Source organism: Actinomadura meridiana (assembly GCF_039537545.1).
Lineage (GTDB): Bacteria > Actinomycetota > Actinomycetes > Streptosporangiales > Streptosporangiaceae > Spirillospora > Spirillospora meridiana.
The window spans coordinates 120,305-137,965 of record NZ_BAABAS010000003.1 but is presented as its reverse complement, the minus strand read 5'-3'; the positions used below and the strand labels follow the sequence as shown (position 1 = coordinate 137,965).

General features: G+C 70.1%; 15 protein-coding genes. 8 read left to right on the top strand and 7 right to left on the bottom strand.

What is annotated here, in order from left to right:
- Positions 1 to 48 precede the first annotated feature (48 nt).
- Both ABD808_RS02175 and ABD808_RS02170 read right to left on the bottom strand, forming a co-directional pair.
- Positions 49 to 606 (bottom strand): OmpA family protein, encoded by a 558-nt coding sequence (locus ABD808_RS02175; RefSeq protein ID WP_344888738.1) that lies wholly within the window; start codon positions 604 to 606, stop codon positions 49 to 51.
- Positions 607 to 611: 5 nt separating this feature from the next.
- Positions 612 to 1,166: a hypothetical protein gene (locus tag ABD808_RS02170; RefSeq protein WP_344888735.1), complete on the bottom strand. Its 555-nt coding sequence runs from the start codon at positions 1,164 to 1,166 to the stop codon at positions 612 to 614.
- Between the two features lie 99 nt (positions 1,167 to 1,265).
- Here ABD808_RS02170 and ABD808_RS02165 point away from each other — a divergent pair, with 99 nt between their 5' ends.
- The 6 genes from ABD808_RS02165 (at position 1,266) to ABD808_RS02140 (ending at position 8,042) form a co-directional block, all read left to right on the top strand.
- Positions 1,266 to 1,868, top strand: a complete 603-nt coding sequence (locus ABD808_RS02165) for a helix-turn-helix domain-containing protein (RefSeq protein ID WP_344888732.1) — start codon at positions 1,266 to 1,268, stop codon at positions 1,866 to 1,868.
- A gap of 377 nt (positions 1,869 to 2,245) precedes the next feature.
- On the top strand, positions 2,246 to 3,076 hold the full coding sequence (locus ABD808_RS02160) for a hypothetical protein (RefSeq protein WP_344888729.1): 831 nt from the start codon (positions 2,246 to 2,248) through the stop codon (positions 3,074 to 3,076).
- A 12-nt stretch (positions 3,077 to 3,088) separates the two neighbouring features.
- Positions 3,089 to 5,131 carry a fumarate reductase/succinate dehydrogenase flavoprotein subunit gene (locus tag ABD808_RS02155; RefSeq protein WP_344888726.1) on the top strand — a complete coding sequence of 681 codons (2,043 nt, stop codon included), beginning with the start codon at positions 3,089 to 3,091 and terminating at the stop codon, positions 5,129 to 5,131.
- Positions 5,128 to 5,898, top strand: coding sequence for a succinate dehydrogenase/fumarate reductase iron-sulfur subunit (locus tag ABD808_RS02150; RefSeq protein ID WP_344888723.1), 771 nt, complete (start codon positions 5,128 to 5,130; stop codon positions 5,896 to 5,898). The genes ABD808_RS02155 and ABD808_RS02150 overlap by 4 nt, the downstream gene beginning before the upstream one ends.
- Positions 5,899 to 6,276: 378 nt before the next feature.
- Positions 6,277 to 6,996: a Crp/Fnr family transcriptional regulator gene (locus ABD808_RS02145; RefSeq protein ID WP_344888720.1), complete on the top strand. Its 720-nt coding sequence runs from the start codon at positions 6,277 to 6,279 to the stop codon at positions 6,994 to 6,996.
- A gap of 44 nt (positions 6,997 to 7,040) precedes the next feature.
- A complete protein-coding gene (locus tag ABD808_RS02140; RefSeq protein ID WP_344888717.1) occupies positions 7,041 to 8,042 on the top strand; it encodes a LysR family transcriptional regulator in 1,002 nt (333 codons plus the stop codon).
- On the opposite strand, the gene ABD808_RS02135 is transcribed toward ABD808_RS02140, so the two are convergent.
- The 5 genes from ABD808_RS02135 to ABD808_RS02115 form a co-directional block, all read right to left on the bottom strand.
- Entirely contained in the window at positions 8,039 to 8,785 is a 747-nt protein-coding gene (locus ABD808_RS02135; protein ID WP_344888714.1) for an arginase family protein, read from the bottom strand. The genes ABD808_RS02140 and ABD808_RS02135 overlap by 4 nt on opposite strands.
- Before the next feature lie 23 nt (positions 8,786 to 8,808).
- Complete coding sequence (locus ABD808_RS02130) at positions 8,809 to 9,561, bottom strand: succinate dehydrogenase/fumarate reductase iron-sulfur subunit (RefSeq protein ID WP_344888711.1); 753 nt, start codon at positions 9,559 to 9,561, stop codon at positions 8,809 to 8,811.
- Positions 9,558 to 11,495 (bottom strand): fumarate reductase/succinate dehydrogenase flavoprotein subunit, encoded by a 1,938-nt coding sequence (locus ABD808_RS02125; protein ID WP_344888708.1) that lies wholly within the window; start codon positions 11,493 to 11,495, stop codon positions 9,558 to 9,560. The genes ABD808_RS02130 and ABD808_RS02125 overlap by 4 nt, the downstream gene beginning before the upstream one ends.
- Before the next feature lie 3 nt (positions 11,496 to 11,498).
- Complete coding sequence (locus tag ABD808_RS02120) at positions 11,499 to 12,188, bottom strand: succinate dehydrogenase cytochrome b subunit (RefSeq protein ID WP_344888705.1); 690 nt, start codon at positions 12,186 to 12,188, stop codon at positions 11,499 to 11,501.
- 241 nt (positions 12,189 to 12,429) lie between these two features.
- Positions 12,430 to 13,674, bottom strand: a complete 1,245-nt coding sequence (locus ABD808_RS02115) for a PP2C family protein-serine/threonine phosphatase (protein WP_344888701.1) — start codon at positions 13,672 to 13,674, stop codon at positions 12,430 to 12,432.
- Positions 13,675 to 14,046: 372 nt separating this feature from the next.
- Here ABD808_RS02115 and ABD808_RS02110 point away from each other — a divergent pair, with 372 nt between their 5' ends.
- Positions 14,047 to 15,831, top strand: coding sequence for an ABC transporter transmembrane domain-containing protein (locus ABD808_RS02110; RefSeq protein WP_344888698.1), 1,785 nt, complete (start codon positions 14,047 to 14,049; stop codon positions 15,829 to 15,831).
- Entirely contained in the window at positions 15,828 to 17,639 is a 1,812-nt protein-coding gene (locus ABD808_RS02105; protein ID WP_344888695.1) for an ABC transporter ATP-binding protein, read from the top strand. Before ABD808_RS02110 ends, ABD808_RS02105 begins: the two co-directional genes overlap by 4 nt.
- The last annotated feature ends 22 nt before the right edge of the window (positions 17,640 to 17,661 follow it).

Below are 17,661 nucleotides of genomic sequence, written 5' to 3'. Positions count from 1 at the left end.
CGTGACGGCTTCGTCTGCGGCCTCCTGATCGGGGCTGTTGTCTTCTGGTCAGGCTTTTTCGTAGGTGATTTCTACTCGACGGTTCTTGGCTCGGCCGCTTGGGTTGTCCTTGCCGTCCAGCTCGTTGGGGGCTACCGGTCTGGCCTCGCCGTATCCGGTGGCCTGGAAGCGGAGGGTGACGCCCTTCAGGGCGTTCTCCAGTTCGGTCTTGACGGCCTCGGCGCGTTGTTCGGACAGGGTCTGGTTGTAGGTGGCGTCGCCCAAGGAGTCGGAGTGGCCGGATACCAGGACGGTGCCCCGGGCGGTGCGTAGGCGGGGTGCCAGGTCGGCGATGCGGCGTCGTGCGGTGGCGGTCAGGGTCGCCTTGTTGAAGTCGAACAGGACGTCCGCCGAGAGGCGGACCGTGATCTGTGCGCCGTTGGTCTCCTCCTCTTCCAGCGGGATGACCGATTTGGACAGGTCGATGCCGAGCACGGCGGCGTTCGTGTCGATGGACAGGACGCTGTCGGTGATGTTGCCGTCCGGCGCGTCCGGCTCGGCCCGGGCCATGGTCGGGACGGCGAGGGTCAGGGCCAGGGCGGCCGCGATGATGGTCGGCCTGCGCACTCGGTTCACCTTTCGACCGGGATGTTGCGGAAGGTGGGCCACGAGCCGATCTGCACGTCGACGGACTTCACGTTCTCCGGGGGAGCGGCGAAGGTGGCGTTGAGGTGCCCGGGCTGGTTGTTGGTGAGCTTGGTGAACAGGTCGTCGGTCGCCAACTCCCGGCCGCGGGAGTCCTTCACGACGACGTAGCGCTTGAGGTTGACCGGGTCGATCAGCGAGGTGCCCAGGACGTGTTTGCCGTTGAGGTCGTAGGGGCTCAGGGCGCCCTGGTCGCCCGTGGGGAGGCGCGGCGTGAGCTGGAAGTTGAGGGTGGCCAGCCGACCGCTGACCTTGAGGCCCAGGATCCCGACGTCGACCTTGGCGCCCGCGGCGGCCGGGGTGGCGAAGGTGCCGTTGGCGACGGTGTCGGTGGCGTTGTCGACGCCCGCCTTGCCGGTCGCCGAGCCCGCTGCGGCGGACGCCGGGTCGGAGTCGTTGCCGAACGCGGAGCAGCCGGTGACCCCGCCGGTCAGGAGCAGTGCGGCGACCGCGACGGCCATCGCGCGATGGGACAGAGCCATGTGTTGCTTCCTCCAGAGGTGTCGCATATGCAAACGGTGCCGTCCGTGACACCATGGACCCGGACGCACCGTCCGCGTGTGCATCCGAGAATCTAGCGTTTGCATCTGCGAACAGTCAAGGGGGTCGCCCGGGTGAGCGTCGCCGAGGACACGGTCGTCCGGAATCGCGCGTTGCAGACCGAGTGGTACGGCGAGCCGCTCGGTGATCGCGTCCGGCCGCTGCTCGACCGGCTCGGGCTCTCCCAGTCGGGGCTCGCCGGGGTGCTCGGGCTGTCGCCGCCGATGCTCTCCCAGTTGATGTCCGGGCAGCGGGCGAAGATCAGCAACCCGGCCGTGCTGCATCGGTTGATGGCGGTCGAGGAGTTCGTCGCGGCGGCCGGGTTCGACGCGCTGACGGCGGCCGAGGTCAAGGAGCGGTTGGCCGAGATCGGCGCCGAGTCGGCCGTGACCACGTCGGGGGTGCGGATGGGGGCCGTCGAGCGCGGTCCGGCGGGTGGTGCGCGGGGGCGGGTCTCCGCTGAGTCGGCGCGGCTTGTGCAGGCGGTTCTGCGCGAGGTCGCGTCCGCCGCGGAGATCGAGGCGGCGGCCGCGTTGATCGCCGATCGGTTTCCCGACCTCGCCGAGGTGCTGCGCGTGTACGGGAACGGCCGGACGAGTGAGGCCGAGGCTCATTTCATCCGGACGATCCTCGATCACGGGTAGGGCGGGCATCGGGTGCGCGGGAGCATCCTGGTCATGCCGTCGCGCGCTCGTCTCGATTCCGCTTGGCAATAACGACTGGTTATGGATGACGGTCGGTGCCGAGGGGGCGTTCGGCGGCTAAAGTCTGTGGTCAGACTCACATGCGGGTTCTCCCTGTTATGTATGTCACAGCCCCTGGCCGGTGGCGTAAGGTCGCTTCGCTAGAAGCGCACACGAGGCGTCACCGCCCGCATGCGGCCCGGTCTTCGGCAGCCGTTCGCGGATCCGGCCGGGGACGCGGCCAACGGTTCAGGCGCATGGGGACAAACGGCGTCGCATGGGTGCGCGCAGACCGTGGTACGGGGCCACGACGACCCGAGCTCTCAGGAGAGCGATCGATGAGCACTGTGGAGGCGCCGGCCAGGTCGCGCGCCCAGATAAAGGACCGCACGCTCCGGAAGGACAACTGGCGTCTGTATCCGGTCACGACATTCGTGATCTTCACGGCGTGGGTGGTGTACGCGACCGTCCGGGCGTTCTGGGGCTCCGCCTTCTTCGTCCCGGAGTACCACTACCTGACGCCGTTCTACTCGCCATGTTTCAACGAGATCTGCAACAACGTGACGGTGGACGGGCACACCGGGAACGCGGCGGAGTTCGGGACGTTCCTGCCGGAGTCCACCCGGGGCTGGATCCCCTTCGCGGCGATCTCGCTGCCGTTCCTGCTGCTGTTCCGGTTGACCTGCTACTACTACCGCAAGGCGTACTACAGGTCGTTCTGGGCGTCGCCGTCCGCGTGCGCCGTCCGCGAGCCGCACGGCAAGTACACCGGTGAGCGCCGGTTCCCGCTGATCGGGCAGAACCTGCACCGCTACTTCTGGCTGTTGGCGATCCTGATCTCCCTCGTCAACACGTGGGACGCGGTCCGCGCCTTCCACGGCAAGGACGGCGGGTTCGGCATCGGGCTCGGCACGCTCATCCTGGTCGCGAACGTGGTCCTGCTGTGGCTGTACACGCTGTCGTGCCACTCGTGCCGGCACATCGTCGGCGGACGGTTGAAGAACTTCTCCAAGCACCCGTTCCGGTACCGGATGTGGGGCTGGGTGTCCAAGATCAACCAGAAGCACGGAACCTACGCGCTGATCACCCTCGGCTCCCTGGTGGTCGCCGACCTGTACGTCGCGCTGGTCGCCAGCGGAACCATCTCCGACCTGCGTTTCTTCAACTGAGGCCAAGGAATCATGACTGAGATCGAGAGGCACTCGTACGACGTCGTGGTGATCGGCGCCGGTGGCGCCGGGCTGCGCGCGGCGATCGAGGCGCGCCTCCAGGGCAAGAAGACCGCGATCATCTCCAAGTCGCTGTTCGGCAAGGCGCACACGGTGATGGCGGAGGGCGGCGCCGCCGCCGCGATGGGCAACGTCAACGCCAACGACAACTGGCAGGTCCATTTCCGCGACACCATGCGCGGCGGCAAGTTCATGAACAGCTGGCGGATGGCCGAGCTGCATGCCAAGGAGGCCCCGGAGCGCATCTGGGAGCTGGAGCACTGGGGCGCGCTGTTCGACCGCACCAAGGAAGGCAAGATCAGCCAGCGCAACTTCGGCGGGCACGAGTACCCGCGGCTCGCCCATGTCGGCGACCGGACCGGCCTGGAGCTGATCCGCACCACCCAGCAGAAGATCGTCGCCCTCCAGCAGGAGGACCACGCCGAGCACGGCGACTACGAGGCCCGGCTGAAGGTGTGGGCCGAGACGACGGTGACGCGGCTGCTGAAGGACGCCGACGGCAAGATCTGCGGCGTGTTCGGCTACGTCCGCGAGACGGGCACGTTCGTCGTGTTCGAGGCGCCCGCCGTGGTTCTCGCGACCGGCGGCATCGGCAAGGCGTTCAAGGTCACGTCCAACTCCTGGGAGTACACCGGGGACGGGCACGCGCTGGCGCTGCTCGCGGGCGGGACGCTGCTGAACATGGAGTTCGTGCAGTTCCACCCGACAGGGATGGTGTGGCCGCCGTCCGTCAAGGGCATCCTCGTGACCGAGTCGGTGCGCGGTGACCGCGGCGTCCTCAAGAACTCCGACGGCAAGCGCTTCATGTTCAACTACATCCCCGAGGTGTTCAGGAGCCAGTACGCGACGTCCGAGGCCGAGGGCGACCGCTGGTATGACGACCCCGACAACAACAAGCGTCCGCCGGAGCTGCTGCCCCGCGACGAGGTGGCGCGGGCGATCAACTCCGAGGTCAAGGCCGGACGGGGATCGCCGCACGGCGGGGTGTTCCTGACCGTCGTCGACCGGATGCCGGGTGGCGCGGCCGAGATCGTCAAGCGGCTGCCGTCGATGTACCACCAGTTCAAGGAGCTGGCGGACGTCGACATCACCAAGGAGGCGATGGAGGTCGGCCCGACCTGCCACTACGTGATGGGCGGCGTGGAGGTCGACCCGGACACGGGCGCGGCCCTCGTGCCGGGCCTGTTCGCGGCGGGCGAGGTCTCCGGCGGCATGCACGGGTCGAACCGGCTCGGCGGCAACTCGCTGTCCGACCTGCTGGTGTTCGGCCGCAGGGCGGGGCTCGGCGCGGCCGAGTACGTGGACGCGCTCGACGCGCGTCCCGCCGTCCCGGCCGCGGAGGTCGAGGCGGCCACCACCGAGGCGCTGGCGCCGTTCGAGCGCAAGGACGGCGAGAACCCCTACGCCGTCCACGCCGAACTCCAGCAGACGATGAACACGCTGGTGGGCATCATCCGCAAGGAGAAGGAGCTGGAGCAGGCCATCGAGGCGCTCGAAGGGCTCCGCGCGCGGGTCGCGAACGTGGCCGTCGAGCCGGTCGCGGTCGGCGACGACGGACGCGGCTACCACCCGGGCTGGCACCTCGCGCTCGACCTGCGCAACATGCTGCTGGTGTCGGAGGCGGTCGCGAAGGCGGCGCTGGAGCGGCAGGAGAGCCGCGGCGGCCACACCCGCGACGACTTCCCGGGGATGTCCGCCGACTGGCGGAAGGTCAACCTGGTGTGCTCGCTGGCCGGTGACCCGTCGTCGCCGCACGTCGAACTGCGGCACCAGCCGATGAACCCGATGCGGGTCGACCTGCTCGAACTGTTCGACAACGATGAGCTGAAGAAGTACCTGACCGCCGAGGAACTGCCCGCCGGGCTGGCCGAGGAGGCGAAGTCGGAGGAGGCGGAGGCCGCCGCCGGGTCGGGCGCGACCGCCCTGTCCGCCGAGGGGCCCGCCGAAGGGCCCGCTGACGAGGCCGCCGAGAAGAGCGAGGAGGACGGCCGATGAGCTACGAGGCCAAGTTCAAGGTCTGGCGCGGCGACGACGGCGACGGTGAGCTCACCGACTACACCGTCGAGGTGAACGAGGGCGAGGTCGTCCTCGACATCATTCACCGGTTGCAGGCGACGCAGGCCCCCGACCTCGCCGTCCGGTGGAACTGCAAGGCGGGCAAGTGCGGATCGTGTTCGGCGGAGATCAACGGCATGCCGAAGCTGCTGTGCATGACCCGGATGTCGACGTTCGAGCCGGACGAGACGGTCACGGTCACGCCGGTCCGCACGTTCCCCGTCATCCGCGACCTCGTGACGGACGTCTCGTACAACTACGAGAAGGCGCGGCAGATCCCCTCGTTCGACCCGGGCGACGTCAAGCCGGGCGAGCTGCGCATGCAGCAGGAGGACGTCGAGCGCTCGCAGGAGTTCCGCAAGTGCATCGAGTGCTTCCTCTGCCAGAACGTCTGCCACGTCATCCGCGACCATGAGGAGAACAAGCCGGAGTTCTCCGGCCCCCGGTTCCTGATGCGGATCAGCGAGCTGGAGATGCACCCGGCGGACGTGTCGGACCGGCGCGAGATCGCGGCGAAGGACCACGGCCTCGGGTTCTGCAACATCACCAAGTGCTGCACCGAGGTCTGCCCCGAGCACATCAAGATCACCGACAACGCGCTGATCCCGATGAAGGAACGGGTCGTCGGCCGCAGGTACGACCCGGTGGTGTGGCTCGGCAGCAAGCTCGGCATCGTCAAGAAGGGCCAGGACACGCCGTCCGCGTGACGGCCGTTCCAGGTGACGCCCCCACGGCCCCGGAACAGCCCGTTCCGGAGTGTTCGTCGCGATCGTCCCCCGCCGCCCCGCGCGACGGGGGACGCTCGCGTTTCCGCCTGGAGGGCCCCGCTCTGGCATGCGGCGTCCCCGAACACGGCGGGCGGCGTGCCCCCGGCCCGCCGCCCACCGTTTCGCCGTTCCCCACGAACATGATGGGAACGCCATGACGCCGGGCGGGATGCCGGGTGGCCTCCCGGCCGCACACGCCGCCAGTAACTGTCGCGCACGCCCGGCGCCCGCACTAGGCATTTGTACACACAACGCGTGACTGAACCGTGATTGTTTTCCCGGGACCGGTGACGGTGAGGGCCCTCTAGCGTGGTGGTCATGAGCGCCCTCGAACCGGGCTCGTTCCTCGCCGATCTCACCCAGGCGGAACGGGAGGACCTTGAGTCACGCGGTCGCGTCCGCGAATTCGACCGGGGCGACACCCTCTTCGTCGAAGGCGAGGACCCCGGCTGGGTCGCCGTCCTGCTGCGGGGCAGGGTGAAGGCGTTCTCCTACCGTGAGCAGGGCGGTGAGGCGCTGCTGGCGGTGCGCGGCCCGGGCGCCCTGCTAGGCGAGGTCGCCGCCATCGACGGGCTGCCGCGCTCGGCGTCGGTGGCCACGCTCGAACCGGTGCGGGCGCTCGCCATCACCGCCGACGAGTTCATGGGGTTCCTCCAGGCCCACGGCCGCGTCTCCATCATCATCATGCGGATGCTGTGCCAGCGCTGGCGCGACGCCGACCGCAAACGCGCCGAGTTCGGCATGTTCGACGCCACCGGGCGCGTCGCGCAACGCCTCGTGGAGCTGGCGGAACGGTTCGGCGTCCCCTACGAGCGGCGGACCGGGCCGGGGACGACGACTGGGCCCGGGACGACGACCGGGCAGAGCGTCCGCATCACGTTGAACCTGTCGCAGGAGGAGCTGGCGGGCTGGGTCGGCGCGTCCCGTGAGGCGGTCAGCAAGGCGCTGCGCACGCTGCGGGCGCACGGCTGGATCGAGACGGGACGGCGGCGCCTCATCGTCCACGACCTGCAAGCACTGCGCCGCCACGCCCGCTGACCCGGTGCGAAGCGGGTGCGGCCACGGCCCGTACCCTGTGCAGGATGCAGTTGCAGCAGCTCGCCTACTTCGTCGCGGTCGCGGAGGTACGCCACTTCACGCAGGCCGCCGAGCTTCTGCGGGTGGCTCAGCCGTCGCTGTCCAAGCAGATCCGCGCGCTGGAGGCCGAGCTGAACGTCTCGTTGTTCAGCCGCGCCAGGGGAAACATCACGCTGACGCCCGCCGGTGAGGCGCTGCTGCCACTGGCGAAACGCATCCTTGCCGATGTCGACACCGCCCGCTTGGAAGTGCAGGAGCTGGTGGGTCTGAAACGCGGGCGGGTCAGGCTGGGGGCCACTCCCTCTCTCTGCGCGGGCCTTCTGGCGGACGTTCTACGCCGATTCCACGACACCTACCCGGGTATTCAGCTCATCGTCGAAGAGGGCGGTTCACGCGACCTGGTCCGCGAGCTGACCCGCGGGTCGCTGGACATGGCGCTGGTCATCCTCCCCCTGCACGGCGACCCGCCCCTGGACACGACGCCGATACTGCGCGAGAACCTGGTGGTTGCGTCTCCGGCGGGCCCGGGGCAGGGCGCGACGGAACGGTCGCCCAAAGCCGCGCCCTTGCCACGGCGTGCGTTTCTACGCATCGAGGATTTGCGGAACCGCCCGCTGGTGATGTTCCGTCCCGGATACGACCTTCGCGAGGCGACCATTGGCGCGTGCCGTGCGGCAGGGTTCGAGCCGAGGTTCGCGGTGGAGGGCGGTGAAATGGACGCCGTGTTGCGGTTCGTCGAGGTCGGTCTCGGTATCGCGGTCGTCCCGAGCATGGTGCTGGCCGGTCGTCCCGGGCTGCGCGGCACCCCGCTCGTCCTGCCGGACGAGGAGGCGCGGCGCGGCCGTCACGGCCCGGGGCTCCTCCGGACGGTCGCACTCGCCCACCGCAAGGACGTCGAACTGACCCACGCCGCACGCGCCTTCCAGGACACGCTGGAGACGTTCCTCGTAGAGGCCGGTCTCGCCGGAAGCCTTCCCGCAGGCGTCGAGACCCTCGTCAACGACTAGGCGGAGAGCAGGTCGGCCAGGACGCGGGCGCGAATGGTGTTGTCGTCACCCTCGGGAAGGTCCCAGGGGCAGGCCAGGTCGATCGCGGCCACACGGCCGGTGGACATGATGCGGCGCACGGACTCAAGGACGGCCTCCCTGGACGGCCCGTCCCCGACCGGGAACTTCATGCCGGGCAGGGCGTCCTTGTCGATCACGTCCAGGTCGATGTGCAGGAGCAACGGCCCGTCGGGCAGGACGACGTCGTCCACGGGACAGACCCGGACCTTCGACGTCGCCAGGAACTCGGCCTCGCCCGGGTCGGTGTCGCGGGCGTCGACCAGGACGACGCGCTCCTCGGCGAGCGGGCGGAGCCCGATCCGGTCGGCGAGCAGTTCGGGATGGTCGCCGAGCATCTGCCGCAGCGGCATCCCGCTGATGTAACCGGACGTGGAACTCTCCAGCGAATGGATGTCCGCGTGCGCGTCGAACCAGATGACCGCAGGGTCGACCCCGGCCCGCTGCATCCCCGCGAGCAACGCCTCCGCGATGAGGCAGTCACCGGATACGACGGCGGGCACCGTCCCGCCGCTGACCTGGTCGGCGACCTCGGCGGAGACCAGTTCGCAGAGCGCGGCGACGCGCGTCCACACGTCGCCGTCCGGCAGGTCGCGCGTCACCGGGATGATGTCGAACTCGGGCAGCGGAAAGGACGAATCGGGCAGCCGTTCGTCCTGGTGGTAGGGAACCAAGGTGATCGCCATGCGACCACAGTAGAAGATTCGCGTCAGCGCTTCCGGCCCCCGGCCGTCGCCTTCAGATAGTCGTGGTTGAGGCGCCCGATGACGTCGAGCGGGATGCCCTTCGGGCAGGCGACGGTGCATTCGCCCGTGTTGGTGCAACCGCCGAAGCCCTCCTCGTCGTGGGTCTCCAGCATCGACACGACGCGGTCCCAGCGTTCCGGCTGCCCCTGCGGCATCAGCCCGAGGTGGGTGACCTTGGCGCCGAGGAACAGGGCGGCCGAGCCGTTCGGGCAGGCCGCGACGCAGGCGCCGCAGCCGATGCACTCGGCGGCCTCGAACGCCCGGTCGGCGTCCGGCTTCGGGACGGGCGTCGCGTGCGCCTCCGGGGCGGTGCCGGTCGGCGCGGTGATGTAGCCGCCCGCCTGGACGATCCGGTCGAACGCCGACCGGTCGACGACCAGGTCCTTGACCACGGGGAACGCCGCCGCCCGCCACGGCTCGACGTCGATGACCTCGCCGTCCCTGAACTTGCGCATGTGGAGCTGGCACGTGGTGGTGTTGCGCTCCGGCCCGTGCGGGGTGCCGTTGATGACCAGGGAGCACATGCCGCAGATGCCCTCGCGGCAGTCGTGGTCGAACGCCACCGGGTCCTCGCCGGACGCGATGAGCTTCTCGTTGAGGACGTCCAGCATCTCCAGGAACGAGGCGTCGGGGGAGATGTCGTCGAGCGCGTACTCGACCATCGCGCCCTTGTCCTTCGGGCCGCGTTGGCGCCAGACGCGCAGGGTGAGCTTCACTTGTACGACCTCTGACTCGGCTTGACGTACTCGAATTCGAGGGCCTCCTTGTGGAGGACGGGCTGCGCGCCCTCCCCGGCCCACTCCCAGGCCGCGACGTAGGAGAAACGGTCGTCGTCGCGTTTGGCCTCGCCGTCCTCGTCCTGGCTCTCGGCACGGAAGTGGCCGCCGCAGGACTCGGTGCGGTGCAGCGCGTCGATCACCATCAGCTCGGCCAGCTCGAAGAAGTCGGCGACACGCCCCGCCTTCTCCAACTGCTGGTTCAGCTCCTCGGGCCTGCCCGTCACCTTGACGCGCTCCCAGAACTCGGCGCGCAACGCGGGAATGAGGTCGAGCGCCTTGCGCAGCCCCTCCTCGGTGCGTTCCATGCCGCAGTACTCCCACATGATGTGGCCGAGTTCACGGTGGAAGGAGTCGACGGAGCGGTCGCCGTCCACCGCCAGAAGCTTGTCGATGCGCGCCCGTACCCGGTCTTCCGCTTCGGTGATGGCGCTCTTGTCAACAGGCAAGAGGTTGTTACGCGCGATGTAGTCGCTGATGGTGTTGGGCAGGACGAAGTAGCCGTCCGCCAACCCCTGCATCAGCGCGGACGCGCCCAGACGGTTCGCGCCGTGGTCGGAGAAGTTCGCCTCGCCGATGACGAACAGGCCCGGGATGCTGGACTCCAGGTCGTAGTCCACCCACAGCCCGCCCATCGTGTAGTGGACGGCCGGATAGATGCGCATCGGCGTGTCGTACGGGTTCTCGCCGGTGATGCGCTCGTACATCTGGAAGAGGTTGCCGTACTTGGCCTCGACCTTGTCGCGTCCGAGCCGGTCGATCGCGTCGGCGAAGTCGAGGTAGACGCCGAGCCCGCCGGGGCCGACGCCGCGTCCCTCGTCGCACACGTTCTTGGCCGCGCGGGACGCGATGTCACGCGGGACGAGGTTCCCGAACGACGGGTAGACGCGCTCCAGGTAGTAGTCGCGCTCGTCCTCGGGGATGTCGGCGGGCCTGCGGGCGTCGCCGCCCTTCTTCGGCACCCACACCCGGCCGTCGTTGCGCAGCGACTCCGACATCAGCGTCAGCTTGGACTGGTGGTCGCCACTGACCGGAATACACGTCGGGTGGATCTGCGTGAAGCACGGATTCGCGAAAAGCGCGCCGTGCCTGTGGGCGCGCCAAGACGCGGTGACGTTCGAGCCCATCGCGTTGGTCGACAGGAAGTACACGTTGCCGTAGCCACCGGACGCCAGCACGACCGCGTCGGCCGTGTAGTGCTTGACCTCACCGTCGATCAGGTTCCGGACGACGACGCCGCGCGCCCGCCCGTCCTCCATGATCAGGTCGAGCATCTCGTGCCGCGGGTGCAGCTCCACGTTCCCGGCCTCGACCTGCCGCATCAGCGCCTGGTAGGCGCCGAGCAGCAACTGCTGGCCCGTCTGGCCGCGCGCGTAGAACGTGCGGGACACCTGCGTCCCGCCGAACGAGCGGTTGTCGAGCAGCCCGCCGTACTCGCGGGCGAACGGGACGCCCTGCGCGACGCACTGGTCGATGATGTTCCGGGAGATGTCGGCGAGCCGGTGCACGTTCGACTCGCGGGACCGGAAGTCGCCGCCCTTCACCGTCTCGTAGAACAGCCGGTACACGCTGTCGCCGTCGTTGCGGTAGTTCTTGGCGGCGTTGATCCCGCCCTGCGCGGCGATCGAGTGGGCGCGGCGCGGCGAGTCCTGGAAGCAGAACTGGACGACGTGGTAGCCCGCCTCGCCGAGCGTCGCCCCGGCCGAGCCGCCCGCCAGCCCCGTGCCGATGATGATGATCTTCTTCTTGCGCTTGTTGGCGGGGTTGACCTGCTTGGCCTCGAACTTGCGGGTCGTCCAGCGGTCCTCGATGGGGCCGGACGGCGCCTTGCCGTCGGCGATCGGGTCGCCGGTCTTGTAGAAGTCGTCGTACATGTACTAGCTCACCCACCCGAACGTGATGGACAGGGGGACGGAGGCGAAACCGAGCGTCACCACGCCCGCGACACCGGCGGCGAGGGCCCGCAGGGCGCGTTCGCTACGCGGGGTGCGCAGGCCGAGGGTCTGGAACGCGCTCCAGATGCCGTGCCGCAAGTGCAGGCCGACGAGCACGATCGCGACGACGTACCAGACGGTGATGTACCAGCGGGACGGGTCGAAGTCGGCGACCATCCGGTCGTACGGGGTGTCGTCGGCGCCCTTGGGGTTCACGACGAAGAACGTCAGGTCCAGCAGGTGCCAGACGACGTAGACGGCGATGAGGATGCCGCCGTACCGCATCGTGTGGACGGCGTAGCCCTGCGCGTGCGACTTCTTCTTGGACTGGTACTTCACCGGACGCGCGTGGGCGGCGCGCTTGCCGAGCGACACCGCCGACCACATGTGCAGGACGACCGAGACCCCGAGCACCACCTCGATCAGCGTCAGGACGGTGCGCCGCGGCACCGCGGGCTCGCCGATCGTGCGCAGCCAGTGCGCGTAGTGGTTGAAGTCGTCGGCGCCCATGAAGATCTTCAGGTTGCCGACCATGTGGGCGACCAGGTACAGCACCAGGATGCCGCCGGTCACCGCCATGACGGCCTTCTTGCCGACGGTCGTTCGATAGATCGCGGGTATCGCTACAGCCACGCCTCGACGCTACGTCTGCCTGGGGAAAGAGTTCCAAGTCATCAGAGCACTCGATGCGATAGCCGCAGGCTATGAACCGAGAAGAACGGGCATCGGACGCGTTCTACGACAAACAGGCAGGTGAGTGACCTCACAGGATGTCCGGGGACCCGTGTGGCGAGTGACCCGCGTGACGTTCACGGGGCGAAGCCCGAGGTCAGCCCAGGATCAAGCCCCGGCTCAGGCCGGGGCCAGGCCGGGGTCAGACAGGGTTGCCCGCCTGGACGCGGGACAACAGCAGCACCGCCAGGTCGTCGGTCAGCGCGTCGCCGTTGAGCCGCTCGACCTCGCCGACCAGCTCGTCGATCAGGGACCGTCCGGTGACGCCCCGGCCGCGCGCCACCCCCGCCAGCTCGACCAGGCCGTCGGTGCCGAGCCGGTCGGAGCCCGCGCCCACCCGGCCCTCGATCAGCCCGTCGGTGTAGAGCATCAGGCTCCACGACTCGCCGAGGTCGATCTCCGTGGTCGGCCACTCCGCGCCCGGCACCAGGCCGAGCGCGGGCCCGTGCGCGTACTCCGGCAGCGCCGCCACCTCGAAGGCGCCCGTCCCGGTCAGCCCGTCGCCGGGCCGCTCGCGGAACAGCAGCGGCGCGGGATGACCGGCCAGATGCATCCGCGCGGTCCGCCGCGACGGCGCGATCGTGATCATGCAGAGTGTGGTGAAGATCTCCTCGCTGCGCCGCTCGTGGCCGAGGACGGTGTCGAGCGTGCCGAGGAGCTGGTCGCCGGTGTGCCCGGCGAGGACGAGCGTCCGCCACGCCATCCGGAGCTGGACGCCGAGGGCCGCCTCGTCCGGGCCGTGCCCCGCCACGTCGCCGATCATCAGATGGACGGCGCCGCCCTCGGTCTGCACGGTGTCGTAGAAGTCGCCGCCGAGCAGCGCGCGCCGCCGTCCCGGCCGGTAGCGGGTGTGGTGCCGCAGCGTCGGGTCGTCGATCAGCGGGACGGGCAGCAGCCCGCGCTCCAGCCGGGCGTTCTCGCGGCCGAGGATGCGCGCCTCGACCAGCCGCCGCTCGGTCTCCTCCGAGCGCTTGCGCTCTATGGCGTAGCGGATGGCGCGTGCCAGAAGCGGCGCGTCGACCTCCTGTTTCACCAGGTAGTCCTCGGCGCCGGCGGCGACGGCCTGCACGCCGAGGTGCGCGTCGTCGAGCCCGGTCAGGACGACGACGGCCGCCGACTCCGACAGCGCGAGAACCTGCCGGAGGCCCTCAAGCCGGTCGATGCCAGGCGTGGACAGGTCGACGAGGATGCACTGGGTGCGGCGCGGCAGCGTCCGCCTGGCGGAGGCGAGATCGCCCGCGACCGTGATCCCGGCGTCCATGCCGCTCTCGGCGAGCATCTTCTCGACGCCGCGGACGTCCGCGGGGTCGTCGTCGATGAGGAGCAGGTCGATCCTGTCCTCCGACCCAGGCGTGTACGAGTGCGTCTGATGACTGATGGTGCTCACAAGGGCTTCCGAAGTCGGGCGTGCGACGGCTGAATCCTTTTCGTCCGGACCGTCCAAGAGACCTGGTCGTTCGGGCCTCCCCGAGGACGAGAAGCATTCACTTGGCAACGACCCGGGCGTCCCGCCGTATTCCTACGGCCGCAGGGGAGCGGGACTACGGGCCGCGCCGGGGGGCGGCGTTGGCCTAGCCGCCGAGGTCCCGGCTCAAGGAGCGAAGGAGCGGTGCTCCGTCGATCCGACCTTAGCGCGACCTTACCTGCGTCCGCACCCCCGGAACACGTCCGCAGAGGCGGTTGTGGACAGTCCGCAACCGGGACGTCACTGCGGAAAAACCAGTCGAAGTTGGGGTGATCGGCTGCATAACCTTCGTCCGTGAAGTCGCTGCCCGAGAAGGATCCTTGTGGCCCCGACCACGCCGTCGACGGGGGACCGACGACCTCCGGCCCCTCCCTCAGCCCCTTCGGCTCCTACCGGCGATCACCGGGACGCTACCTGCTGTGGCTGCTGCGCGCCGAATGGCGCACCATCGCGGGCGGCGCCGCGCTCGGCGTGGTCTGGATGGTCAGCCAGGCGCTGATCCCCGCCGCGATCGGCCGCGCCATCGGCGACGGGGTCGCCGCCAGGGACGAGGGCACCCTGCTCGCCTGGAGCGGGGTGCTGGTCGGTCTCGGCGTCCTCCAGGCCGTGACCGGCACCTGGCGGCACCGGTTCGCGGTCTACAACTGGCTCGCGAGCGCGTACCGGACGGTCCAGCTCGTCACCCGGCAGTCCACCCGCCTCGGCGGGACGCTGCCGAAGCGGCTCAGCGCGGGCGAGGTCGTCAGCATCGGCCTGTCGGACGTCGCGCACATCGGCGACACCCTGGACATCATCGCCCGCGGGTCGGGCGCCGTGGTCTCCATCGTCGTCGTCGCGGGCATCCTGCTGTCGGCGTCGCCGCCGCTCGGCCTGATCGTGCTGGTGGGCGTCCCGCTGATCCTCGCCATCGCGGCGCCGCTGCTGCGGCCCTACCGCGACCGGGAGCTGGCGCACCGTGAGCTCGTCGGCGAGCTGAGCACGCACGCCACCGACGTCGTCGCGGGCCTGCGGGTGCTGCGCGGCATCGGCGGCGAGCCGCTGTTCTCGGGCCGCTACCGGGCCGAGTCGCAGCGGGTGCGCGCCGCCGGGGTCGCGGCCGCGCGCGCCGAGACGCGGCTGAGCGGCGCCGAGGTGCTGCTCCCCGGACTGCTGATCGCGCTGGTCACCTGGGTCGGCGCCCGGTTCGCCGCGAACGGCACGATCGGCGTTGGCGAGCTGGTCGCGTTCTATGGCTACGCGGTCTTCCTGATCATCCCGCTGAAGACCCTCGGCGAGGCCGCCGGGAAGATCACCAAGGGCCTGGTGGCCGCGGGACGGGTCACCGCGCTGCTGAGCCTCGACCCCGAGCTGCCCGACACGGGGACCGCCCGCCCGGCGGCGGACTCCGACCTCGTCGACATCGCGTCCGGGCTGGTCGTGCGGCCGGGCAGGCTCACCGCGGTCGCCGCGGCCGATCCGCGCGACGCGCAGGCGATCGCCGACCGGCTCGGCCGGTACACGCCCGGGGAGGTCGACTTCGGCGGCGTTCCGCTCCAGGACGTCGCGGACATCCGAAAACGAATCCTCGTGGCCGTCAACGAAGACCGCCTGTTCGCCGGACCCCTGGCCGAATCACTGTCACCGGACGGTGACATCACGGTTCTCACGGCGGCGATCCACGCCGCGAGCGCCGAGGACATCGTCGAGTCATCCGGACTGGACGGGCACGTGGCCGAGGCCGGACGGGAGTTCTCCGGCGGGCAGCAGCAACGTCTCCGCCTTGCCCGAGCCCTCGCGGCCGATCCGGACATCCTCATCCTGGTGGAGCCCACCAGTGCGGTCGACGCGCACACCGAAGCGCGCATCGCCGACAGGCTCCGCCCAGCGCGCGCGGGACGCACCACCGTGGTGTGCACGACGAGCCCGCTCATGTTGGACCGCGCCGACCATGTGGTCTTCGTCCAGGACGGGCGCGTCGCCGCGGAAGGCGCGCACCGCGACCTCCTGGAGACGGAGCCGCGCTACGCCGCCACCGTGACCAGGGGCGAAGCAGGCGAAGTAGCAGGAACAGGCGAACCAGCCGAAGGGGTCAGACGATGAGCGCCGAGATACTGCCGGTCGCGACGCCCGCGCAGGTGCGCGCGTACGCGCGGCGCCTCGTCGTACGGCACCCACGCGACCTCGCCGGGGTGCTGACCCTGCACGCGCTGGCCGCCGTGACCGGCCTGGTCACGCCCCGGCTGCTCGGCGCGCTCGTCGAGGACGTCCGCGACGGCCACGCCGACATCGACACGTTCGGCCTCGCCATCGCCGCCTTCGTGATCGTGCAGGGCGTGCTGATCAGGTTCGCCTACCTCGCGTCCGCGAAGCTGGGCGAGCGCGTGCTGGCCGAGCTGCGGGAGGAGTTCGTCGACCGCGTGCTGGCGCTCCCGCTGTCCAGGGTGGAACGGGCGGGCACCGGCGACCTCGTCACCCGCGCGTCCCGGGACGTGGACACGCTCGGCACGTCCGTCCGGTACGCCATGCCGGAGACGCTCATCGCGATCGTCGTCGGGGCGTTCACCGTCGGCGCGCTGCTGCTCAACGGCCCGCTCATCGCCCTGGCCGCGCTGGTCGCCGTCCCCATGCTGTGGGCGGTGATGCGCTGGTACCTGCCACGCGCGCACGGCGGCTACCTGCGCGAGAACGAGTCGTGGTCACGGATCGCGGACGGCCTGACCGAGACCGTGCAGGGCGCCAGGACCGTCGACGCCCTCGGCGTCGCCGACCGGCGGCACGCGCGCGGCGACGCCGACATCGCCAACTCCTACGGGGCCGAGCGGTACACGCTGGGGCTGCGCACGGTGCTGTTCCCGGTCGCGGAACTGGGCTTCGTGCTGCCCGTCGCGACGACCCTGCTGGTCGGCGGCCTCCTCTACATCCACGACATGGCCTCGCTCGCGCAGGTGACGGCCGCGACCCTGTACGCGCAGCAGCTCATCGCGCCGGTCGACGCGCTGCTGTCCTGGCTGGACGAGCTCCAGCTCGGCGGCGCGTCGCTGGCCCGGCTGCTCGGCGTCGGGAACATCCCGCCGGACCGGACCGCGAACGGGCGCCGTCCGGAGGGAGAACGCCTCACCGCCCGCGATGTCCGCTACGCCTACCGTCCCGGCAAGGACGTCCTGCACGGCGTCAGCCTCGACCTGCGCCCAGGCGAACGCTTGGCCATGGTCGGCCCGAGCGGCGCGGGCAAGTCGACCCTGGGCCGCCTCCTGGCCGGGATAGACGCCCCACGCACCGGCACGATCACCCTGGGAGACCACCTTCCCCAAGACACCGTCCCGGACGACACCAACGGCAAAAACACCTCAAGCAGAACAAAGGACGAATTCTCCTCAGAGGGGGAGGACGGCGTACCCCTCGTTGAGCTGCCCTTGGACGTGTTGCGCGGACACGTCGCCCTCGTCACCCAGGAGCACCACGTGTTCCGGGGGACGCTGCGCGAGAACCTCGTGATGGCGCGGCCGGGGGCGTCCGACGCGGACATCGAACGGGTGCTCGCTGCGGTCGACTGGGACGGCCCGGGGCTCGCGACCGTCGTCGGCTCCGGCGGCGAGTCGCTGTCGCCCGCGCAGGCGCAGCAAGTCGCGCTGGCGCGGCTCGTGCTCGCCGACCCGCACACGCTCGTCCTGGACGAGGCGACGTCGCTGCTCGACCCGCGCGCGGCACGGCGGCTGGAACGCTCGCTCGCCGCCGTCCTGGACGGCCGCACCGTCGTGGCGATCGCGCACCGCCTGCACACCGCCCACGACGCCGACCGCGTCGCGGTCGTGGAGGACGGCCGCATCACCGAACTCGGCACCCACGACGAACTGATCGCCGCGGAGGGCCCCTACGCCGCGCTCTGGCGCTCCTGGCACGGCGCCTGACCACCCGCCTCGCGCGGGCAGG

Coding starts and splice junctions, on each gene's coding strand:
- ABD808_RS02105 (WP_344888695.1), top strand. CDS start 15,828: ATGAGCGCCGAGATACTGCCGGTCGCGACGCCCGCGCAGGTGCGCGCG.
- ABD808_RS02155 (WP_344888726.1), top strand. CDS start 3,089: ATGACTGAGATCGAGAGGCACTCGTACGACGTCGTGGTGATCGGCGCC.
- ABD808_RS02170 (WP_344888735.1), bottom strand. CDS start 1,166: ATGGCTCTGTCCCATCGCGCGATGGCCGTCGCGGTCGCCGCACTGCTC.
- ABD808_RS02160 (WP_344888729.1), top strand. CDS start 2,246: ATGAGCACTGTGGAGGCGCCGGCCAGGTCGCGCGCCCAGATAAAGGAC.
- ABD808_RS02140 (WP_344888717.1), top strand. CDS start 7,041: ATGCAGTTGCAGCAGCTCGCCTACTTCGTCGCGGTCGCGGAGGTACGC.
- ABD808_RS02135 (WP_344888714.1), bottom strand. CDS start 8,785: ATGGCGATCACCTTGGTTCCCTACCACCAGGACGAACGGCTGCCCGAT.
- ABD808_RS02125 (WP_344888708.1), bottom strand. CDS start 11,495: ATGTACGACGACTTCTACAAGACCGGCGACCCGATCGCCGACGGCAAG.
- ABD808_RS02150 (WP_344888723.1), top strand. CDS start 5,128: ATGAGCTACGAGGCCAAGTTCAAGGTCTGGCGCGGCGACGACGGCGAC.
- ABD808_RS02145 (WP_344888720.1), top strand. CDS start 6,277: ATGAGCGCCCTCGAACCGGGCTCGTTCCTCGCCGATCTCACCCAGGCG.